This is a genomic window from Spirosoma litoris, assembly GCF_054776755.1.
Genome location: NZ_BAAHBI010000038.1, coordinates 99,846 through 120,211 on the forward strand (window position 1 = coordinate 99,846; position 20,366 = coordinate 120,211).

Genomic DNA, 20,366 nt, shown 5'->3' on the forward strand with positions numbered 1-20,366 from the left:
TGGTTTTCTTTGTCTATCGTCAAAAGAGATCCTTAATAAAACGATCAGGTATCATGAAGAGATCATTGTCTCCTATGGAAGATTCTTTTAAAAAGATAAAATTGGCGGGCAATAGCTAATATTGAAAATAATCATATGACAAGTGAATTAAGTAATTAAGGCTAAGGGAGTATGTTCAGGCTAAACACTGTTTCACCAAATGCCCTTTTCTTGAGATGGGGGTAGTAACTGTCTATGTAAGAACAATCTATGATAGATGAAGTCTCAAAATGTTGTCTCACTAATCAAACCAGAAATCTCACATTGTAGGCGAGTTTGTGACCGGGCCGCCGAAGCAGATTTTTATTAGGCCTATAAATTTACATTTTTGTCTTTTTAGGCACGAATGCAAGATTTACCCTATTGGGTTGGCCATGCCCATCATTATGCGAATAGATAATCCGCGAATAGCCGATATAATCACAGCTTTTCAAGCATTGTCGGCGAATTACAACCAACCTAGTAAATAAAATGGGGATCGGTAACCGATCCCCATTTTATTTACTTCACTGGCGAGCCATCTCGAATTTCTTCCGTGGCCGTGGTGATCAATTGATCTCCTTCGGCTAACTGACCGAAGATTTCGATTTTCCCATCAGCTTCAAGCCCTTTTTTGATAGGCACCCACTCTGCCTTGTGATCCTTAACCCGAATCACGAAAACACCCGTCGTAGCATTAACAACGGCCGATTTAGGAACCACAAATGTGCTGGTTTTCGTCGGTAAGGGCAGGTTTACTTCGGCAACCATACCCGGCAAAAGTTTCTTGTCATTGTTAATGACATCTACTTCAACCCGCTCCGACCGTAAACGTTTGTCTAATGCACCCGATAGACGTTTTATTTGCCCGGTAAACTTCTTGTCGGGGAATGTCTTGACCGAAAAACTTACCGCATCATTCTGTTCTACATAGCCTGTGTACGCTTCAGGAACAGAGATGACCAAACGCAATCGTTTCTGTTCGGTAAGCACAAAGAGCGGAAATTCGGAGCCTTTACCAGCAGGCCCTATATAAGCGCCCGTGCTGGCATTACGAGCACTGATAATCCCGTTAAAAGGTGCTCTGATTTCCAGGTATTTCTTTAAATCAGCGACTTCACGGTAAGCCGATTTAGCGGCTTCCAGTTGGGCGAGGTCGGCGTTGCGCTTTGCTAACGCGAGGTCAACATCGTTTTTCGAAACAGCGCCTGAAAACTTGCTGGCTTCCAATACCCGTTCGTAATTGGCTTTACTACCAATAGAAACCGCTTCCTGCGCTTTGAGCCTTGAGTCGGCAGAGTTCAGTTGGGCGGTTAGTTCAGGCGCTTCGGCTAACGCTAATAATTGGCCCTGTTTTACTTCAGAGCCTACATCCACATTGAGTGTTTTAATGAAGCCACTCACTTTAGCGTAAATATCCACATCACGAAACGCAACCAATTCACCGGGGATGTGTAACGATGAGGCAATCTTGTCTTTTTTTAGCGCAAACAACTCAACAGCCGCAGGTGCTTCTGTCGTTTCGGTTTCTTTCGCTTCTGCTTTACTTTCAGAAGAATGGCAATTCGTAAGCATACTGGCCAGTAGCAAACTGCCCGTAAGTGCAAGCAGGTTGTATACTGGTTTATTGATTAGCCGTTTCATACGAGGGAGAAATGTAATATTTACTGTCTTTATCTTCTGGATCGAGCGATACCGAGTCGGTCGTGGTTTTGTTCTGCACCCAGGCAAATGCCAGTGGCAGAATGAATAACGCAGCAAACGTTGAAGCAATCAGGCCGCCAATAACGGCACGACCCAGCGGAGCGGCCTGCGAACCACCTTCACCTAAACCGGATGCCATTGGAATCATCCCAACCACCATCGCAACGCTGGTCATCAGAATGGGTCGCATCCGTAGCGAAGCGGCTTCGCGGGCGGCCTGCAATGCATTCCCGCTCTTCATACGAAGTTCTTCGGCATTGGTGACCATCAACACTGCGTTGGAGATGGATACACCTACCGACATAATCATGCCCATGTACGATTGCAGATTGAGCGTCGACCCCATGATCATAAGCAATGTCAGTGACCCAACCAATACGGCAGGAACCGTACATAACACAACCAGCGACACTTTGAATGACTGGAAATTAGCCGCCAGCATCAGGAAAATAACCACAATGGCCGTGATCAGACCTGTTTGCAGACTATCAAGCGTGTCGATGAGTACCTGGGTTAGACCTTGCATTTTTACCGTTAGTCCACGAGGTAATTCGCCCAATGAATCAATCGCTTTCTGAACATCTCGAGCCGCGGTTCCTAAATCAATATCGTTCAGGTTAGCGGTCACCGATAAGACCGGGATAGCACCAATGTTATCATTTTCGCCATACGTCGTTCCTTGTTGAAGCGTGGCTACGTCGCTCAGAACCGGGCGGTTCGAGTTTGGCGAAACGGGTATTTCGCCCAAATCGTTGACGCTGGTCATCTGGTTTTCAGGAACCTGCACCTGCACCGTGTACGACTGACTGGATTTTGGGTCAATCCACACACTCTTTTCGGTATAACGCGACGACGATGTAGCAGCAATCAACGAACGCGAAATGGCTGATATGTCCGTGCCTAACTGAGCAGCCCGTGTCCGGTCGATGTTTACATTGATTGCCGGTGCTTTCGTTGCCTGACCAATCTGAACATCGCGCAAATAGGGAATCTTATTCAGCTTAGCGATTACCTTATTGGCGTATTCTTCATTCTGTTGTTTGTTCTTACCCGACAGCTTCACTTCAATTGGCGTTGGCGAACCCTGGCTGAGAATCTTGTCTGTTAATTCAATCGGTTCAAAGGAAAGTTTCACATCAGGCAGCGCCTTTTTCATGCTGGCCCTGAATTTATCCTTCAACTCATCCAGGTCAACCTTATAGTCTTCTTTCAAACTCACCTGCAAGACGCCCTCTTGAGGCCCCGCCATAAACAGATAGATTGGGCTCGTTGAAAACTGCGCTCCGTGCATACCCACCATAGCCGATGTAATCTCGACGTTTTCTTTACCCACCAATTGATTCAATACATCGATGGTTTTCAACATTGTAGCTTCGGTCTTTTCGAGTCGGGTACCGTCAGGCTTGCGTATACGAACCTGAAACTGGCCGCCAGCTACTTTGGGTAATACATCACGGCCAATAGACGTAATCAGTAAAATGGCAATGGCTAATGCGCCAACAACATAGCCTAAAACAATGGGCATCCGATAAGGCAGCATTCGGCCAATAAACCGAACAAATCGCGCCCGAACTCGCTCGAAGAAGCTGATTTTGCCGTCGTGATCGAGGTCTATTTCATGCGCCTGTTTTCGTTTTTCGTCCAGTAAATCGTCGGATTCGTGTTTACTATGACCATTCGAGCTTGCTTTTCCGTTCGCTTTAATCAGCTGCGCATTCGCTGTATCATGCTTGCTCGCTTTCCCATTACTAACCGGATGGTGTTCTTTCATCATCCAGTTGGCCAAAACCGGCACCAGTGTTTGAGCCATCAGGTAAGACGTGATCATCGAGAAACCAATAGCCAACGCAAGCGGCAGGAACAAGGCACCCGGAATACCGGTCATGGTAAACGCAGGCGCAAATACAGCCAGAATACAGAACAGAATCAGGAGTTTCGAGAAGGCGATTTCTTTACAGGCATCCCAAATGGCCAGCGCCTTGGGTTTGCCCATGTCCATATGCTGGTGAATATTCTCGATGGTCACCGTACTTTCATCGACCAGAATCCCGATAGCCAGCGAGAGACCACTCAACGTCATAATGTTGATCGTCTGCCCAAACAACGACAGGAACAGAACCCCCGAAATGATACAGGTCGGAATGGTGATGATTACAATTAACGCACCCCGTACATCACCCAGGAAAAGCAATACCATTAGGCCTGTCAGTATAGCGCCTATAGCCCCTTCGGTCATCAAACTTTCGACGGCATTGATTACATATACCGATTGGTCGAAGGTGTAGGTCAGCTTCACGTCTTCCGGCAATAAAGCCTGGAAACGCGGCAGAGCAGCCTTTAGATTCTGAACGACTTCCCAGGTAGAGGCATCGGCAGATTTGGTAATCGGCAGATACACCGATCGCTTGCCATTGACCAAGACATAGCCCTGCGTAATATCAGCACCATCTTCAATCGTAGCAACGTCCTTCAAATACAGGTTTTGAACCGTTCCGGTATAGAGCGGAATATTGCCAAAATCCTCAATGTTCTTGACTGTTGTATTCGCCGGTGTAAAGTAATTGAAGTCGCCAATTCGCACGTTACCAGCTGGAGTCGCCTGGTTATTGATGCGTAATGCTGCCACCAATTGGTCAGGCGTCAAATTATGTGACCGAAGTAGCTCTGGATCAGCTTTAATAACAATGGAACGGGCGTTACCGCCAAACGGAGCAGGGGAAACTAATCCCGGAATCGATGTAAAACCAGAACGAATGTACACATTGGCTAAATCCTGCAATTCATTGTTCGTCCGTTTCGGACTACTCAATACCAATTGCCCAACCGGCAACGTAGACGCATCGAAGCGGAGAATAAACGGCGGTTGCGATCCGGGCGGAAAACTGGACTGGGCACGGTTCGAGTAAGCGGATACCTCGGCAGCGGCCTGCGCCATGTTGGTGCCTTCGTAAAAGGATAATTTCAAGAGCGTAATCCCCTGAATATTCTTGGTCTCAATACTTTTCACCCCCGATACATACAGCAGCAGGTTCACGTACTGTTTCCCAAAAAACGACTCCATCTGGTTGGGGGTATACCCACCAAACGGTTGGGAAATGTAAATAACCGGCAGATTTAAATTCGGGAAGATGTCAATCTTGATTGTACGAACAGCGCCGATGCCGAAGTAGAATAAACTGGCTACGATAACCAGAATTGTGATTGGCTTCCGTAACGCAGAGCGGATTAAATTCATAGTAAATTAAAATCAACTTAAACTCACAACTCAACTGATCGAATCAAGGGTTTTCGTTTCAGTTTTTAGTCCATTTAAAAGGCCAATCCAATAAAACCCAACTTTTTCCATAATACATCACATCCAGAGATATATCACTCTGAAAGTTAACGAATTTGTCTGGCAATTGCACACAAGCCATTGTGCTCTTTCAGAGGTATTTATAAGATTATCAACTGATCAGAATGAAGGATTAATGCACAACTTTTGAGTAAAAACACTTACCTAAAAAACTGTAGCCAACCGAGAAAATGCCGTATAAATCAGGCATAAATGAGAACTAGTTCATTCTAGACAGTTAGCTAGTTTGCAAGCAGTTTATCCGAGAAAACTACCCAATCCAAGCGACTATTTATTGCCCACATATTCTCATTTAACCAGCTGAATTAGATACAAAAAAAGTGTCGGGTTCTTCAACCCGACACCACTGTAAACTGAACACCGTATATTGACTAAGCCAACCGGTTGATACAGTTCAGATCTTCAAACGCGATTTTCAGGCGTTGTACCATGCTTTCTTCGCCTTTACGTAGCCATACACGTGGATCGTAGTATTTTTTGTTTGGCGAATCAGACCCTTCGGGGTTACCTAACTGCGATTGCAGATATCCTTCTTTCGATTTGTAGTATTTCAGGATACCTTCCCACATGGCCCATTGCATGTCGGTATCGAGGTTCATTTTCACGGCACCATAGCGGATGGCTTCGCGAATTTCCTCACGGCTCGAACCCGATCCACCGTGGAATACGAAGTTCACGGGCAGAGGACCCGTTGCATACTTCTCCTGGATGTATTTCTGTGAGTTGTCCAGAATGATTGGCGACAGCTTCACATTACCTGGCTTGTATACGCCGTGAACGTTACCAAAAGCCGCAGCAATCGTAAAGTTTGGCGAAATTTTGCTCAGCTCTTCATAGGCGTAAGCAACTTCAGAAGGCTGTGTGTATAGTTTCGAATCGTCAACGTCAGAGTTGTCAACGCCATCTTCTTCACCACCCGTAACCCCTAATTCAATTTCGAGCGTCATGCCGATTTTAGCCATGCGCTCAAAGTATTTCGAACAGATTTCGATGTTTTCTTCGATTGGCTCTTCCGACAGATCGAGCATGTGCGACGAGAACAACGGCTTACCTGTTTGATCGAAATGTTTTTCGCCAGCGGCCAGCAGACCATCGATCCAGGGAAGCAGTTTTTTAGCACAGTGGTCGGTATGCAGAATCACCGGAACACCATAGAGTTCAGCTACGTGGTGAACGTGCAATGCGCCCGAAATCGAGCCAGCAATGGCACCTTGTTGCTTGTCGTTTGGTAAGCTTTTACCAGCGTAAAAAATACCACCGCCGTTTGAGAACTGGATGATCACTGGTGAGTTAACAGCTTTTGCTGTTTCCAGCACAGCATTTACCGAGTCTGTACCGACAACATTGACGGCTGGCAGGGCGTAATCATTTTCGTTAGCGTGACGGAAAAGTTGGGAAACGCCTTCGCCGGTCACAACGCCGGGGGCAAAACGGGTGGTTACTTCACTCATGACTAGGGATATTTTTGGATTCGTTTAAGAAATAGTTTACCGAAAACAGGGGCGGCTAACCTATTTGATTTCGAAGGGTAAAGTTGCGGATATTCGTGGAATATTGCTACTATCTCTCCATTTTACCCCTCCAAAAGTCACTTACCGAATCACCTCAACCGTACCCTCCCGAACAAACGATTCCGGGTAATCGATGCTTTTACCTGCCAACTTATATATGTATACGCCACTCGCAACTGGCTGACCCTTATAGGTTCCATCCCAGGTTGCCCAACCCGATGGCGACATAACGCCATTGCTTACGCTATAAATCGGTTCGCCCCAACGGTTGTAAACAGTCAAGGTCATCTGCTCGGCTCCCGACCCGTAAATGACAAGAACCTCATTCATACCATCCTGATTGGGTGTAAACGCATCGGGCACATTAACTACAGCCGGGCTTGGCGGGCAGTTGGTACGGATACGAACTGAATCGACGGCCTGGCACCCATCCGACGTACGAACGGAAATCGTATACGAACCGTATGCGTACGCTTTCAGAAACTGAGTTGTCCCAATGGTTTTTCCATCGCTCGTCCAGGTATAGATAACGTTAGGGATCGAACCGGCATCTAGCTCCAGGTAGCTATTATTGTTAGCAAAACAGGTATCCACCTGATGCTGGCTCAGTTGCAGTTCAGGATTTGGAAATAGATTCACCATGATGGAAGTCTCACTTTTGCAACCGGTACTCGTACTCAATGCGATTAGCTGATAGTATCCACTTTGTCTTGCCAAGACAGTTGTTCCAGTTACCGAAGCGCCGTCGGGTTGTTTCCAACGAAAAGTATCCCAATCGGTTGTAGGGGTAGCTCGTAATGTGAGTGTATCACCACAGCCCGAACGGATGGGGTCCGCAAATGGGAAAGGGGGCGGAGGAGAAAACGTTGTCGTTACGTCTTTCTCCGCAAAACAGGTAGCATCATCAGGATCGACGACCTTGACCCGAAACGTCTGACTACCCGTAATCTTAGAAACAATCAGCGAATCCAGTTGATCTCGTGGCGGTGAAATACCGAATCCAGTCCACTGAACAGTACCTCCACTAGCATGCGCGTTGAGTAAAAACGTGCCACAGGAATCAGGAACGGCCTTAGCGGTCGGATTTGCTTCAACCAGAACGACCTTAATTTCATTGGAAGTCATTTGTATATCCTGGCATTTAGTTTCCCGTATTTTAAGCGTATAGGTACCTGTTTTAGTCGGTTTCAGCGTTGCTTTATCACCCCCAGCAGCCGCAACCCCATCGACATACCATTGATAGAGCAGGTAATTCGGGTCGAGGTTAACCACCTTCGATTCCAGCAAAAAATTATTACAACCGCCGGGCTTTTTCAACGAGATGCTGAGTTCAGGCGGCAACAGGACCACCTCATCGAGCAAAAATGGCAGCCCCGCCATCGCTTTTCGGCCACTCAGACTAACACCCTGCGATATCAACCCGCAGCCCGTTCCCGATTGATTCGGTTGATTAATCGCTAGTAGATATTCCTCGCCGGGCACGGCTCCGTAGATTTTCCCATCAAGTCCAATCTGTAAAGCACCAATACCGGGCGAATAGGTCGTTTGCCCTTGCACAGTCAGCGTTGCATTGACCGACAAACTGGCTACATTAATCTGCTGTATCTTTTTACTGAACATGGATGAAAGATAGAGCAGGCTGTTATCAGGCGAGAATTCGACGCCGTATGCGCCAACTGTTTCAGCAGTCTCTAGCTTCATGGGGTTTGAGATAATTCCCGTTTTGTTGTCAAAATTAAACACTTCCAGAAACCCACCCTGTATACTATCCGAAACGGCAACGGCTAGCTTCCGCCCATCATGCGATGGCTTCATATAGCCTTTATTCTGCTGACGCGCACTATGCCCGGCTCCCGACAATGATTGATGGGTGCTGCCAACGCTGTATAATGCAGGGGTAAGGATCAGACCGTTATCATTGATCAAATAAACCCGGAACGTATTGCTCCCAAAGTCGTGGGTAATAATCCAGTGATTCAGATTATTACAATGCTTGACAACCGTAATTTTCTCCGAAGAACCCGCCAGCAGAACCTTATTTTTGTAAGTCAAACCGCCTAAACCACCGTTCAGATTCATATCGACATACGCGTACTGAATGCTGGTATTCTGATTTTGCGTACCTACCGAAAACACATAAAACTGCTTGGTACTGTTCTGATATGGAACAATCAGAGCCGATTGTGTGGCATGACTATTGCCCCCTAAACCAGTAGCACCCGGCATAACGTCATGATTCCGATTCCAGATTGTACTCCCATCGGTATAGAAGAGCAGTTGGCCATTTTCATCCGACATACTGGCACAACCTTCGGCAGTATGCAACTTGCCGTCGGTCAGAGCGCTCCCGCTAGTAAAGGTAACCCCCGCACCGTCCCCAAAGTACCAGTTGGCATAGGTTTTTACCGATTGCGCTCGCGCCGAACTGTACAGAAAACTTACGAATAAGAGCGCCTTACTGAGGCCCATTATCGTCCGTTTTTTTAGTCGGAATTGAAAAGAAAGTTGCTTCACGTATATCGATGAGTAAACTTGCTCAAACACAAGGAAGTACTAACAAAGACAAACTGAAATTGAATTTCTACTTAACAACGAATGACCCTTTTTCAGTGATAGCAGTTGGATGATTTTCAGATTAAATTTGACGCCACTTAGCCATCCTCCACAATTGTTTTGTATGAGTACGAACACTTTCAGGCAGTCTACACCATTCCTACATATGTTAAACCAACTTCAGGTATTCCGTGCGATTTTTTCAGGGCTTATTTTCGCACAAATACTCTGGCAACCAGCCTATAGCCAGCCTACTTATCCGGCCTTGCCCGACGAAGATTACTCCGTTTATACAACTATACTGAACGACTTCTCGAAGTGTACGAATGAACAATATGCCTACCGACGAAACTGGCTATTGCTTATCAAAACGGTTACTCAGGAAAAAGGGAAACATTCGTTCCGTTTCGATTTCCCGAAGGCACAGAAAAATTTAGCTTCTCTGACGTCCCCCAAAGAGACATTTTATCAGGAGCCGGGCTGGAAAACGTTCATTGCCGCTATTGATACGAATCAGTTTACAAACTATGAAATCAAACACCCGCTTGAACTAGCCTGCCGTAAGAACGAACTATGGACAGCCCAACAGGACGACTACTACTTTAGCAAAGAGAACCACCGGAGTCGGGGGTTTTACGCCCTTCGCAACGATTATAAAAACTTTGGCAGTTTGATCAGTTTGTCTAAAGTGGCTTATTCGGCAGATCAGCAAAAAGCTTTATGCTATTATTCTGAACTTAGCGATGGGCGATCAGGTGCAGGCTATCTCGTCTTTTTGGAGCGAAAAAAAGATACCTGGAAAGTAGTAGGTTCTGCGAGGTTGTGGATTTCATAAGCATCCAGAATTATTGATTTCTGAAACCATCATTTTGGCCGCCATTGGCTTGCTAAACTAAACCCATTGAATTCTTGAAAACGATCTTCTTTTGCCCCATGTGGGGAATGGAAAACCTTTCGTATGCCGAAGCTGCTAAACGCGTGAAAGCCGTCGGTTACGATGGCATGGAAATCTCGGCCGGGCCCGATAAGCGGAAGGAAGCAACCCAGGTCATGCACGACAACGGTCTCGACCTGATTTTAATGGCTTTCGGGGGCGGCAGTGACTTTGCCGAACACAAGAAAAAATACCACGATGACCTGCTCGACATCGCGTCGTACAAACCGATGTTCATAAACGCCCACACCGGCCACGATTATTTTACATTCGAGCAAAATGCCGAGTTGATTCAAATGGCAGCCGATGTTGAGAAACAAACAGGCGTTCGTATTCTGCATGAAACCCACCGGGGTCGATTCTCTTATAGCGCGCCCGCCATCCAATACTATCTGCTTAAATTACCTAATCTGCGCCTAACCGCCGATTATTCGCACTGGGTTAACGTGGCCGAATCGTATCTGTCCGACCAGGCTCAGAATGTTAATCGTGCCATTGCGGTTAGTGACCATATTCATTGCCGGGTGGGTCATCCAGAAGGGCCGCAGGTAAACGATCCTCGTGCGCCGGAGTGGAAAGACGCCCTCGAAAGTCATGCCAAGTGGTGGGACGCCATTCGGGACCGGCACCAAAAAGCCAATGCCCCAGCCCTAACGGTCACCTGTGAATTTGGTCCAGCGGGTTATCTCCCTACCCTCCCCTATACACAGCAACCTGTTGCTAGTCAATGGGATGTAAACGTATTCATGAAAGACTATTTGAAAAAAAGATGGAAAGTGTAAGCATGTACAAGTTGTGATTTACGGTTCAGGCTCGTTTACAGTATGATTTTTGCTCTAGTTCATATATTCTATGCGGGTTGACCATTGTTTATTTTTTGACAGGATTAACAGGATAAAACAGGATTTTCTTCTGGTCCTATAATCCTGTTTTATCCTGTTAATCCTATCGAAAAATAAACTTGTCCCATACTCCGTATAAATCGTAAATTTGAGTATATGATTCGTATCCTCTACCTGTGCTGCCTGATTCTAGCGACTACTCTGCCTTCGGTACAGGCACAGTTGGCACAGTCATTACGTATTGAAATACCGTCCGATCCGAACGAAGCTGAATCTTTCGACGTAACCCCTTTAAACGAGAAGGGCGTTTTAATGACCATTCGGACGGGAGGATTTTATGAAACATCACCCGTTAATTTCAACTTCCAGAAGTACGATATTAATCTCAAATTACTGTGGAAAACAACGTTTAAGCAGGACACGAAATTTAAGCCTATATCAACCTATAACAACGATCAGTACGTTTACCACCTGTTTCGCGAATATGATACGGATGAGTTTCAATTCGTACGATTACACCTCGACGATGGCGTAATCGAGACATTTGAAGGGCGTTTAATCGACCAGTTCGATGTTCATCAATTTAAAGTGATGGGCAGTCAGGCATATGTGGGTGGGTATCGTCACGGGCGACCAGTCGTGATGACCTTCTCCTTTTTCGACCAGTCGACAAAGGTGTTGCCGGGCATGTACGTTAATCACATGGAAATCAGTAGCCTGGAAGTCGATGATGTTCGAAAAGAAGTAAATGTGCTGGTTCATTCTCTCAAACGCCACTGCAAATTTTCGATCAGAACCTACAATTACGACAGTAAGCTGCTCCGCACTCTGGATTTCGATGGAGCTGAAAACGCCCTCATTTCCGGAAAACTCTTACCGGTTAATGAGCATGAATCGCTGCTCGTCGGTAATTATTCCACCGATTGTACGCCCTATTCACAAGGCATTTACGTGACACGCATTCGACACAGTGAATCGGGAAACACGGCTACTGACGAGCCCGTTACCAATATTCAATATATCGAGTTCTCGCAGCTTCAGAATTTCTTCAATTATTTAAAACCCAATCGCCAGCAAAAACTGCTGGCACGGGCTAAAAAGAAGAAAGACGAAGGTAAAGACTACAAATTTCGATATAGGCTTTTAGTGCATGACCTACAACCTACTGCCGATGGGCTCACCTTGGTAGCCGAAGTCTATTTTCCGCAGTATCGGGGCAGTGCATTGGGCTATGGAGGCTTCTTGCGCGGTTCCGATCGTTACGAAGGATTCCGGTATACACACGCCTTTATTTGCGGCTTCGATAAACAAGGGAAACTTCTATGGGACAATTGCTTCCCGATTAAAGAACTGCTCAGTACCGATCTGACCGAAATGGTGCAAGTATCGCAACAGGGCGACCGCATCGTACTGGCCTACCCCAACGATGGAGAAATCAATACGGAGGTGATTCAGGGCAATAAGATTCTGAAAGAAACGGAGAAATTTAAGCTTCAGACGAATACTGAAAATGAGAAAGTAACTTTTTCAGCCCAGGATAATCTGATGGCCTGGTATGGTCAGCACTTTCTGGCCTGTGGCTTTCAAAAGATTTCCCCTAAACACGTCTCGACTCAGCGAGAAGTATTCTACCTGAACAAGCTGACCTACAGCGAAGAGAATCAATCCACTAAATCGACCAGCGCTGCGGTTAAAAAAAGCGACGGATCAGACCGATAAGCAGATTCAGTACAATACTGACAATTATACAGGTGACAACTGGGAAGTAGAATCCTCCCCCATTTTTCCCTTCAATTCGAATATCACCCGGTAATCGGCCCAGCCAATTCAGTTTGTCGCCGAAAAAATAGACGACCAAACCAATCAGGATAATAGCGGCCCCGGCAAGTATGATGTATTTACCAATGGTTGGGTTCATAGAATCGGGTTTCACTATTTTTTGTCATTTCTCCTGACGTAGAAATGACAAAAAAACCATGTTTCTAAAATAAATACAATATAAGTAAGCCAACACTTGCTTTTTCGGCAATTTATACTTAATTTTGCACCAGATTTTACAAGCGACATCCGTCGCGTCTCTGTTACTCTCCTTTTTACACGCTGAGTTTAGGTCTGACAGAGCCAATGTACGGATGTACAGATGGGTTTCTGGGTGGACGTTCCGCTGTGTCGGAACATTTGCGCGTGGGCTAATCGTCAATCGGTCGTATCGGTATTAAGTCGCAGAGTCGACACCGATCGTTGTTCGTTTCCCCCTTTTGATCAGGGCGGGGGAAAATTGGGGCCTAGTTGGGTCGTTGGGCAGCTTCGTTCGTTGGGCAATTCTCGCAATATCGCGCCGTTCACTGGCACACACTCGTCTTCGTTTGGATGATTTATTTTATTTAATCATTCCCAATTAATGAAAACGAAAACAACCAAAACCGTTGATCAAAATGATCTTCAGGACATTGAAAAAATAGCCGCCGAAATGGCCGCTAGTGCAGTTTCTGCAGCTACCGTTGAGGTTAAAACGGCTAAAGTCCCTAAAAAGAAAGTTACCCAATCAGACGTTGAAGCAACAACTGAAACGTCTGCTGATGATACAGCCGTTGAAACTGTTGTGGAAGGTATCGCCGATAAAGTAATTATCGTGGCCGATGCTCCAACAACAACTCAAGCACCTGTTACGGAGAAAGCGCCTGCTGCCGAAGTAACCCCAAAAGTTGATCCGAATCAGATTCTGTTCTCTAGCTTAGATATTTCGCCTGAATTATTACAAGCCGTAACCGACATGGGCTTCGTTAGCCCATCGCCAATTCAGGCTGAAGCGATCCCACCAATTCTGGCTGGTCGCGATGTAATTGGGCAGGCGCAAACTGGAACGGGCAAAACCGCTGCGTTTGGTATTCCAGCTCTCGAACTGATTGATGTTCAGGATCGTTCGGTACAAACGCTTATTCTCTGCCCAACTCGTGAGTTAGCGTTGCAGGTAGCCGAAGAAATCAAGAAACTCGCTAAATATAAGCGTGGTGTCCGTGTCGAAGCTATCTACGGTGGTGATTCTATCGAGCGCCAAATCCGGTCGCTTAAGAGCGGTGTGCATATCGTAATCGGTACACCAGGTCGTGTGATGGATCATATGGAGCGTAACACGCTCAAACTCGACAACGTGAAGATGATGATTCTTGACGAAGCCGATGAAATGCTGGATATGGGTTTCCGCGAAGATATCGAGAGCATTCTGGAAGATATGCCCGAAGAGCGGCAGACGATCCTGTTCTCGGCTACCATGTCGAAGCCAATTATGCAGATCACCCAGAAATTCCAGCAAGACCCTGTCTTGGTGAAAGTTGTCAAAAAAGAATTGACCAACACCAACATCGAGCAGGTCTATTTTGAGGTGAAACCAAAAGCAAAAGTGGAAGTGATGTGTCGTTTGATCGACATGTACGACCTGAAGCTATTGTTGGTATTCTGTAACACCAAGCGCAAGGTTGATGAGATTGTAGAAGACCTGCAAATCCGCGGTTATCAGGCCGAAGGTTTACACGGTGATCTTCGGCAGTCGCAACGGAGTAATGTCATGAGCAAATTCCGCGCGGGCACGACCAATATTCTGGTTGCTACCGATGTAGCGGCTCGTGGTATCGACGTTGACGATGTAGATGCGGTTATCAACTTCGATATTCCGCTCGACGAAGAATATTATGTACACCGGATTGGTCGGACGGGTCGCGCTGGCAAATCGGGCCGGGCGTTCTCGCTGGTTGGTCGCGATGAAAAATATCGCTTCCGCGAAATCCAATCATATACCAAAGTACGAGTTGAGAAAGGCGTAATTCCTTCTTTCGAAGATATCGTTGGCGTTCGTAAAGCTCGTTTCATCGAGCAATTGCAACAAACGATTCAGGAAAGCAACGACCTTAACCTGTACGACGATTTACTGACTCAACTGCATCATACCGGTTTCACAACCGAACAGATTGTAGCGGCTTTGGTAAAACGTAGCATGGGTCTGGAGAAAAACGAATTTGCCGATCAGAACCTGGGTCTGGAAGATGATCGTCGTCGTGAGGACCGTGGTCGGGGCAATGATCGCTTCGGCGATCGTCGTGACCGTCGTGAAGGTTCAGGTCGTTTTGACCGTAACGACGGACCAGATCGTCGGGGTGGTAGCCGTTTCGGGGATCGTGATGATCGTGGCTCACGTTTCGGAGACCGCAGCCGTAACGACGATCGTCCACGTTTTGGCGATCGTGATCGCAACCGTAATGACGGACCAGACCGTCGGGATGGCGAACGTAAGCCTTATTTCGAACGGGATGACAAACGTGTTCCTCGCGAGCGTGAAGCGAACATGACTCGTCTGATGGTGAGCATCGGTCGTAAAGATTTCGTTCGTCCGGGCGATATTGTAGGTGCCATTGCAGGTGAAGCCAACATTCCAGGCAACAGCATCGGTAGCATCGACATCTTCGACAAATTCACCTATGTTGACGTACCGAAAGATGTAGCTAATCGCGTTGTCGACGTTATGGAAGGCAATACAATCAAAGGTCGCCGGGTAAATATTGAAGTAGCACGATAATCCCTGAGTCTAGAGTTCATAAAAATGCCAGTCTGTTTCAACAGGCTGGCATTTTTGTTTTTACCAATTCATCCTGCCCATGCAACGTCTTGACTGCCATCTTGTCTTTGCGTGTGAATAGCGTGGAGCAAGGTGCGCGGAGCTTGGTTTACCCCTGCTCCGCGCACCTTGCTCCACGCCAAACTCCCAAACACATGCTACGCAGCTATATCAAAATCGCCTGGCGAAACCTCTGGAAAAACAAGACATTCTCCTTCATTAACATTCTGGGACTGGCCCTAGGGATGGCCTGTAGTTTGCTCATTATGATTTGGGTTCAGGATGAGCGGCACATGGATCGTTTTCATAAAAACGACAGTCGCCTTTATCGGGTGATGGAAAACCAGCACTACACGGGTGTTATCAACACATACGCTTCCACTCCGGGGATTCTGGCCGAAAATATCGTTAAAGACATTCCCGAAATTGAATTGGCGAGCCAGATGCTTTGGGAGAACACACCCTTGTTTACGGTTGGCAATACCTTCGAAAAAGAGAAAGGGCGCTTCGTACAAGGCGATTTCCTGACAATGTTTTCGTTCCCGCTCAAAGAAGGTGACCCAAAAACTGCGCTCAAACGTCCTGACGGGCTGGTTATCTCTCAGAAACTGGCCGATAAATACTTCAAAGGACAAAACCCAATGGGTAAAACTGTCCGAATCGACAACACCGATGATGTCATGGTGACGGGTATACTCGCCGACATGCCAGAAGCCTCTTCATTGAAATTCGACTTCCTGATGAGTTACGACCGTTGGAAAAAAGCCAACAAATGGGCTCAGGAGTGGGGAAACAACGGCCCCCGCTGTTATGTCCTCTTGGCTCAGAACGCATCGGTCGATAAGGTGAATGCCAAGATCAAGAATTACATCAAAACGAAAAATAAAGACAGTAACGTCGATCTGTTCCTGCAAAACTATGGCGAATCGTACCTGTATTCGAACTGGGATGCGGGCAAGCAAAACGGCGGCCGGATCGAGTATGTAAAAACCTTCTCGATTGTCGCTATTTTCATTCTGGCCATTGCCTGTATCAATTTCATGAATCTGGCTACGGCACGCTCGGTCAAACGTTCAAAGGAAGTGGGGGTCAGGAAAGTAGTTGGCGCGTATAAAAACAGCCTAATTGGTCAATTCCTGGGCGAATCGATGCTGATCACACTGCTATCACTAATTCTTTCGGTGATGCTCGTACTGCTGATTCTTCCCGTCTTTAACACCTTAACCGAAAAGCACCTTTCGCTCGATTTTTCCAATCCCACCTTTGTCTTACTGCTGGTTTCCCTGGCGTTGCTCACAGGTCTGGTTTCGGGAAGTTATCCAGCGCTGTTCATGTCGTCGCTTAATCCGGTTGTCATTCTCAAAGGAGCGCTGAAATTCAAAGCAAGTGCTACCTATTTCCGTAAAGGGCTGGTTGTTCTTCAATTCGGGCTTTCCATCATGCTGATTCTGGGAACGCTTGTGGTCTATCGTCAAATCCAATATATCCAGACCAAAAACCTTGGTTATAACCGCGAAGGCTTGCTGTATATGCCCCTGGAAGGTGATTTGGCCAAGAATTTCCAGGCATTCCGTCAGGAACTGGAACGTGAGCCTGGCATCAAATCGGTCACCTGTGCTCAATCAGACCCGCTTGAAGTGGGCAGTTCAACGCAAGGTGTTCGATGGCCGGGAAAAGACACCACTCAATTGATGCTCTTTAGCCAAAATGCCATCTCGTACGATTACGTAAAAACAATGGGTATTAAGCTGATCGATGGCCGCGATTTTTCGCCGGAGTTCAGCACCGATACCAGCAATTACTTAATCAACGAAGCATCGGCCCGGAAAATGGGATACAAAGATCCCGTTGGAAAAGAAATGACCATGTGGGGTAAAAAGGGCAAAATCATTGGTCTGATGAAAGACTTCCATTACAACTCACTTCATACAGCCATTGAACCCCTAATTCTTCATTTGCAGCGCGGAGCCAATGATACGACAAACTATTGGGGAAGCGTATTGGTACGCACCCAACCGGGGCAAACGAAGCAGGCCGTAGCGAGTCTGGAAGCTAGTTTCAAGAAATTCAACCCACACTTCCCGTTCAAATACTCGTTTACCGATCAGGAGTTTTCGAACTTATACAAATCGGAAAACACGGTGAGTAAGCTATCCAGCTACTTTGCATTCCTGGCCATTTTTATCTCCTGCCTGGGCTTGTTCGGTCTGGCTACCTTCACAGCTGAGCAGCGAACGAAGGAAATCGGCATTCGGAAAGTATTGGGAGCGGGTGTCCCCAATCTCATCGGTATGCTCTCCAAAGAGTTTATTCAATTGGTGCTACTCGCGGCTTTTATTGCCTTTCCGCTGGGCTGGTACTTCCTGAGTGGATGGCTCGAAAAGTATGCCTATCGTATCAATCTGGAGTGGTGGTATTTCCTGGTCGCTATCCTATCAGCCGTGTTGATTGCGTTGTTTACGGTAAGTTTCCAAAGCATAAAAGCAGCGATGATGGACCCGGTGAAGAGTCTGCGGGCGGAATAACGTAGAGCCGCAATCCCTTGCGGCTCCTTCGCGTCAGCAATAGTATTATCAAAAGCCATCCAGATAAGGAGCCGCAAGGGATTGCGGCTCTACATATTACGGCTCGTAATAATACCCGAAGATGATGCCCATCTCATCTTCGCTGGTTAGGCCAAAACTGACAGCTTTCGCAGTGGTGTTGTTGTAGGTAATTTCGGATGTCAGCCCTTCGCCTTTTTTCAGGTCAATAGGCGTTGCAAAGGTGATAATGTCCGGGCTTTCCCAGTCGGTTGAGGTATAAACAATTTCGCCGTCGCGGGTACCGCCTTTAATTTTTATCACAAACTTCTCGCCCAGTTTATGCATGTGCGACGTTAGCGTCAGGATTTTACGAGGCTTGTCGAACGTAAATGATTTGGTCATCGTAACCCGCGTGTTGGCGGGCAGTGTAAGATTGGTGTTGCTCAAATCCAGCGTCTGAACGACTATTTTCACGGTCGACTTATCGACTGTATACAAGTTAATTTGAGCTTCCCCCTTCATTACGGACGTCGTTTTATTCACAAAGTGTGAATTCAGATCGAACGACGCTCCGGCTGGAATTAACAAAGCCGCACCTGCCGGAAAGGTATAGTCCTGATACTGAGCCTGCGAACCTGCCAGATAAACGTGGTTCGACATGGTAATGGCCGTCAGTATATTGAGGGAATTATCGGGATTACGTAAATCGCGGATGTCATTCAGGTTGGGCAACGAGCTTTTACTCCGAAAATCGTACGCGACAAAATGGTGGCTACCACTACGCATCTTAGTTTCGTACCGATTCACATAAATATCCTGGGTGTTCCCCACCATTTTACGGGTAAATAATTCACGCTCAAAGTTAGGCTGAACATCGAATAGAGGAACTGCCATCTGATAACCAGTCCCGACAGTAGGTACTGCCAGGGGCTCATAGGTCGCTACAGTGACGGTCTTATCTTCCAAGAGAGTAACATCAGCTACGTTACCCGTTTTAGGAGCGCCAGCTTCAATCCACCGACGAACAAATTCAATTTGCCCATCAGGCAAGGTGTTACCACCTAATGGCATAGGATTGCCATATTGTTTTCCAGAATGGTGGGTGGCTGAAATATTTAGTTTGTGATACAGCAGGCTTTCCAGCGATGCATAGGGTTTTACTCGTTTGAGCCCGTCGGCTTTCGCGTCACTATTTTTAGGATCTACACCAACCAGGTTTGCGTAGGCAACACCTGCAGCCAGTACGAGGCCATGTTGAGCAAACGTACCGTCTTTTTCAGACGAATGACAACCCGACGTAGCGCAGGAAGGCGTCAATATCTTTTGTTGAATCAGGTCGAACGAAGCCGATTCCGTTGGATCAGGTGACTCTGTAGCTTTCTTACTACAGGATACTAGAGTCAACAATAAGGTGGCAATACCAACACAAAGGCCTAAGCGCGTATAAGTCAGGAAGTTCATGATCTATTTAGGCCCAGGGTAGCCTAACGAAAGATAAGTATATTCCCTGTAATTTCCGTTAAAATTGTAGGATAAAATCCTGTTTCGGCTGCTCTTGTCGAAAGAAAACCAGGCCTATCCAAAATAAATCGACCGTTACGCTTACGCTCGGATGGGCTTTAATATACGTCCAGGCCTGCTCCATTTCGGCCGACCAATGAATATCATCAAACACAAATACGGTATCGTTATGGATATTCGTCAGGCAGGTTTCGAAGTAACGAACGGTGGGCTCGTAACGGTGATTGGCATCAAAAAAAGCGAAATCGATTGGAGCGAGAGAAGCTACTGCCGAAGCCAATGTTTCGTCCAGATTACCCACAATGATATCCACATGGTGAGCACCTAACTGGTCAAAATTCTGACGGGCAATAGCAGCCGTTTCAGGACACCCTTCAAAGGTTAACACGTGCCCCCCGAATGGTTTGGTAGCTTCGGCCAGATAGGCTGTGGTTATGCCCAGCGAAGTGCCCAGATCAACAATATTCTTTGCCTGAAATCGCTGAATAAGTCGAAACAACAACCGGCCAAAGCGACTTGACTTCTGCGAATTGCGGGCAATATCGCCAACCGTACGTTGTCGGGACGAATTTATTTTAGAACCAGCACCGAAATCGGCAATTGTAATTAGTTGTCGGCTCTTGCGCAGGTCTTTTCGTAATGACTGAATAGGTTCAAATAATGCCTTCGGAGCCCGTTTAGCCCGAATGACCTCATTATACAACGTAAACAGAAAAGGAGAATGAAGCGAATGTTCGTCGCGGGCGCGACTTAAATAACGAAGATAAGCGGTAATCAAAAAGAAGTACGATTTA

General features: G+C 46.7%; 12 protein-coding genes. 5 read left to right on the top strand and 7 right to left on the bottom strand.

The window, feature by feature from the left end; all coding sequences use genetic code 11:
- Positions 1-540: 540 nt before the first annotated feature.
- The 4 genes from ACYVGR_RS23740 to ACYVGR_RS23755 form a co-directional block, all read right to left on the bottom strand.
- Positions 541-1,662, bottom strand: a complete 1,122-nt coding sequence (locus ACYVGR_RS23740; protein ID WP_460961409.1) for an efflux RND transporter periplasmic adaptor subunit — start codon at positions 1,660-1,662, stop codon at positions 541-543.
- Positions 1,643-4,957 (bottom strand): efflux RND transporter permease subunit, encoded by a 3,315-nt coding sequence (locus tag ACYVGR_RS23745; RefSeq protein WP_460961411.1) that lies wholly within the window; start codon positions 4,955-4,957, stop codon positions 1,643-1,645. Before ACYVGR_RS23745 ends, ACYVGR_RS23740 begins: the two co-directional genes overlap by 20 nt.
- A 491-nt stretch (positions 4,958-5,448) precedes the next feature.
- Positions 5,449-6,528 carry a class II fructose-bisphosphate aldolase gene (gene fbaA / locus ACYVGR_RS23750; RefSeq protein ID WP_460961413.1) on the bottom strand — a complete coding sequence of 360 codons (1,080 nt, stop codon included), beginning with the start codon at positions 6,526-6,528 and terminating at the stop codon, positions 5,449-5,451.
- A gap of 141 nt (positions 6,529-6,669) precedes the next feature.
- Positions 6,670-9,057 (bottom strand): T9SS type B sorting domain-containing protein, encoded by a 2,388-nt coding sequence (locus tag ACYVGR_RS23755; RefSeq protein ID WP_460961415.1) that lies wholly within the window; start codon positions 9,055-9,057, stop codon positions 6,670-6,672.
- A gap of 250 nt (positions 9,058-9,307) precedes the next feature.
- Between ACYVGR_RS23755 and ACYVGR_RS23760 the strand changes: the two genes are divergently transcribed.
- From ACYVGR_RS23760 to ACYVGR_RS23770, 3 genes are all read left to right on the top strand, one after another.
- Entirely contained in the window at positions 9,308-9,976 is a 669-nt protein-coding gene (locus ACYVGR_RS23760; RefSeq protein WP_460961417.1) for a hypothetical protein, read from the top strand.
- Between the two features lie 74 nt (positions 9,977-10,050).
- Positions 10,051-10,857, top strand: coding sequence for a sugar phosphate isomerase/epimerase family protein (locus ACYVGR_RS23765; protein WP_460961419.1), 807 nt, complete (start codon positions 10,051-10,053; stop codon positions 10,855-10,857).
- 216 nt (positions 10,858-11,073) lie between these two features.
- Complete coding sequence (locus ACYVGR_RS23770) at positions 11,074-12,636, top strand: hypothetical protein (protein ID WP_460961421.1); 1,563 nt, start codon at positions 11,074-11,076, stop codon at positions 12,634-12,636.
- On the opposite strand, the gene ACYVGR_RS23775 is transcribed toward ACYVGR_RS23770, so the two are convergent.
- The gene (locus tag ACYVGR_RS23775; RefSeq protein ID WP_460961423.1) at positions 12,608-12,835 is read right to left on the bottom strand and encodes a DUF2905 domain-containing protein; all 228 of its coding nucleotides are present in this window, start codon (positions 12,833-12,835) and stop codon (positions 12,608-12,610) included. The two genes, ACYVGR_RS23770 and ACYVGR_RS23775, sit on opposite strands and share 29 nt — an antisense overlap.
- Before the next feature lie 483 nt (positions 12,836-13,318).
- On the opposite strand from ACYVGR_RS23775, the gene ACYVGR_RS23780 reads away from it, so the two are divergent.
- Positions 13,319-15,487 carry a DEAD/DEAH box helicase gene (locus ACYVGR_RS23780; RefSeq protein WP_460961425.1) on the top strand — a complete coding sequence of 723 codons (2,169 nt, stop codon included), beginning with the start codon at positions 13,319-13,321 and terminating at the stop codon, positions 15,485-15,487.
- 194 nt (positions 15,488-15,681) lie between these two features.
- Positions 15,682-18,051 (top strand): ABC transporter permease, encoded by a 2,370-nt coding sequence (locus ACYVGR_RS23785; protein ID WP_460961427.1) that lies wholly within the window; start codon positions 15,682-15,684, stop codon positions 18,049-18,051.
- A 96-nt stretch (positions 18,052-18,147) separates the two neighbouring features.
- Here ACYVGR_RS23785 and ACYVGR_RS23790 read toward each other — a convergent pair whose 3' ends face one another.
- Both ACYVGR_RS23790 and ACYVGR_RS23795 read right to left on the bottom strand, forming a co-directional pair.
- Complete coding sequence (locus ACYVGR_RS23790; RefSeq protein WP_460961429.1) at positions 18,148-19,512, bottom strand: monooxygenase; 1,365 nt, start codon at positions 19,510-19,512, stop codon at positions 18,148-18,150.
- 58 nt (positions 19,513-19,570) lie between these two features.
- A complete protein-coding gene (locus ACYVGR_RS23795; RefSeq protein ID WP_460961431.1) occupies positions 19,571-20,350 on the bottom strand; it encodes an O-methyltransferase in 780 nt (259 codons plus the stop codon).
- Positions 20,351-20,366: the final 16 nt, after the last annotated feature.

Excerpts from the sequence above, each read along its gene's own strand:
- ACYVGR_RS23740 (WP_460961409.1), bottom strand. The coding sequence starts at position 1,662 with ATGAAACGGCTAATCAATAAACCAGTATACAACCTGCTTGCACTTACG.
- ACYVGR_RS23745 (WP_460961411.1), bottom strand. The coding sequence starts at position 4,957 with ATGAATTTAATCCGCTCTGCGTTACGGAAGCCAATCACAATTCTGGTT.
- fbaA (WP_460961413.1), bottom strand. The coding sequence starts at position 6,528 with ATGAGTGAAGTAACCACCCGTTTTGCCCCCGGCGTTGTGACCGGCGAA.
- ACYVGR_RS23755 (WP_460961415.1), bottom strand. The coding sequence starts at position 9,057 with ATGGGCCTCAGTAAGGCGCTCTTATTCGTAAGTTTTCTGTACAGTTCG.
- ACYVGR_RS23760 (WP_460961417.1), top strand. The coding sequence starts at position 9,308 with ATGTTAAACCAACTTCAGGTATTCCGTGCGATTTTTTCAGGGCTTATT.
- ACYVGR_RS23770 (WP_460961421.1), top strand. The coding sequence starts at position 11,074 with ATGATTCGTATCCTCTACCTGTGCTGCCTGATTCTAGCGACTACTCTG.
- ACYVGR_RS23775 (WP_460961423.1), bottom strand. The coding sequence starts at position 12,835 with ATGAACCCAACCATTGGTAAATACATCATACTTGCCGGGGCCGCTATT.
- ACYVGR_RS23780 (WP_460961425.1), top strand. The coding sequence starts at position 13,319 with ATGAAAACGAAAACAACCAAAACCGTTGATCAAAATGATCTTCAGGAC.
- ACYVGR_RS23785 (WP_460961427.1), top strand. The coding sequence starts at position 15,682 with ATGCTACGCAGCTATATCAAAATCGCCTGGCGAAACCTCTGGAAAAAC.
- ACYVGR_RS23790 (WP_460961429.1), bottom strand. The coding sequence starts at position 19,512 with ATGAACTTCCTGACTTATACGCGCTTAGGCCTTTGTGTTGGTATTGCC.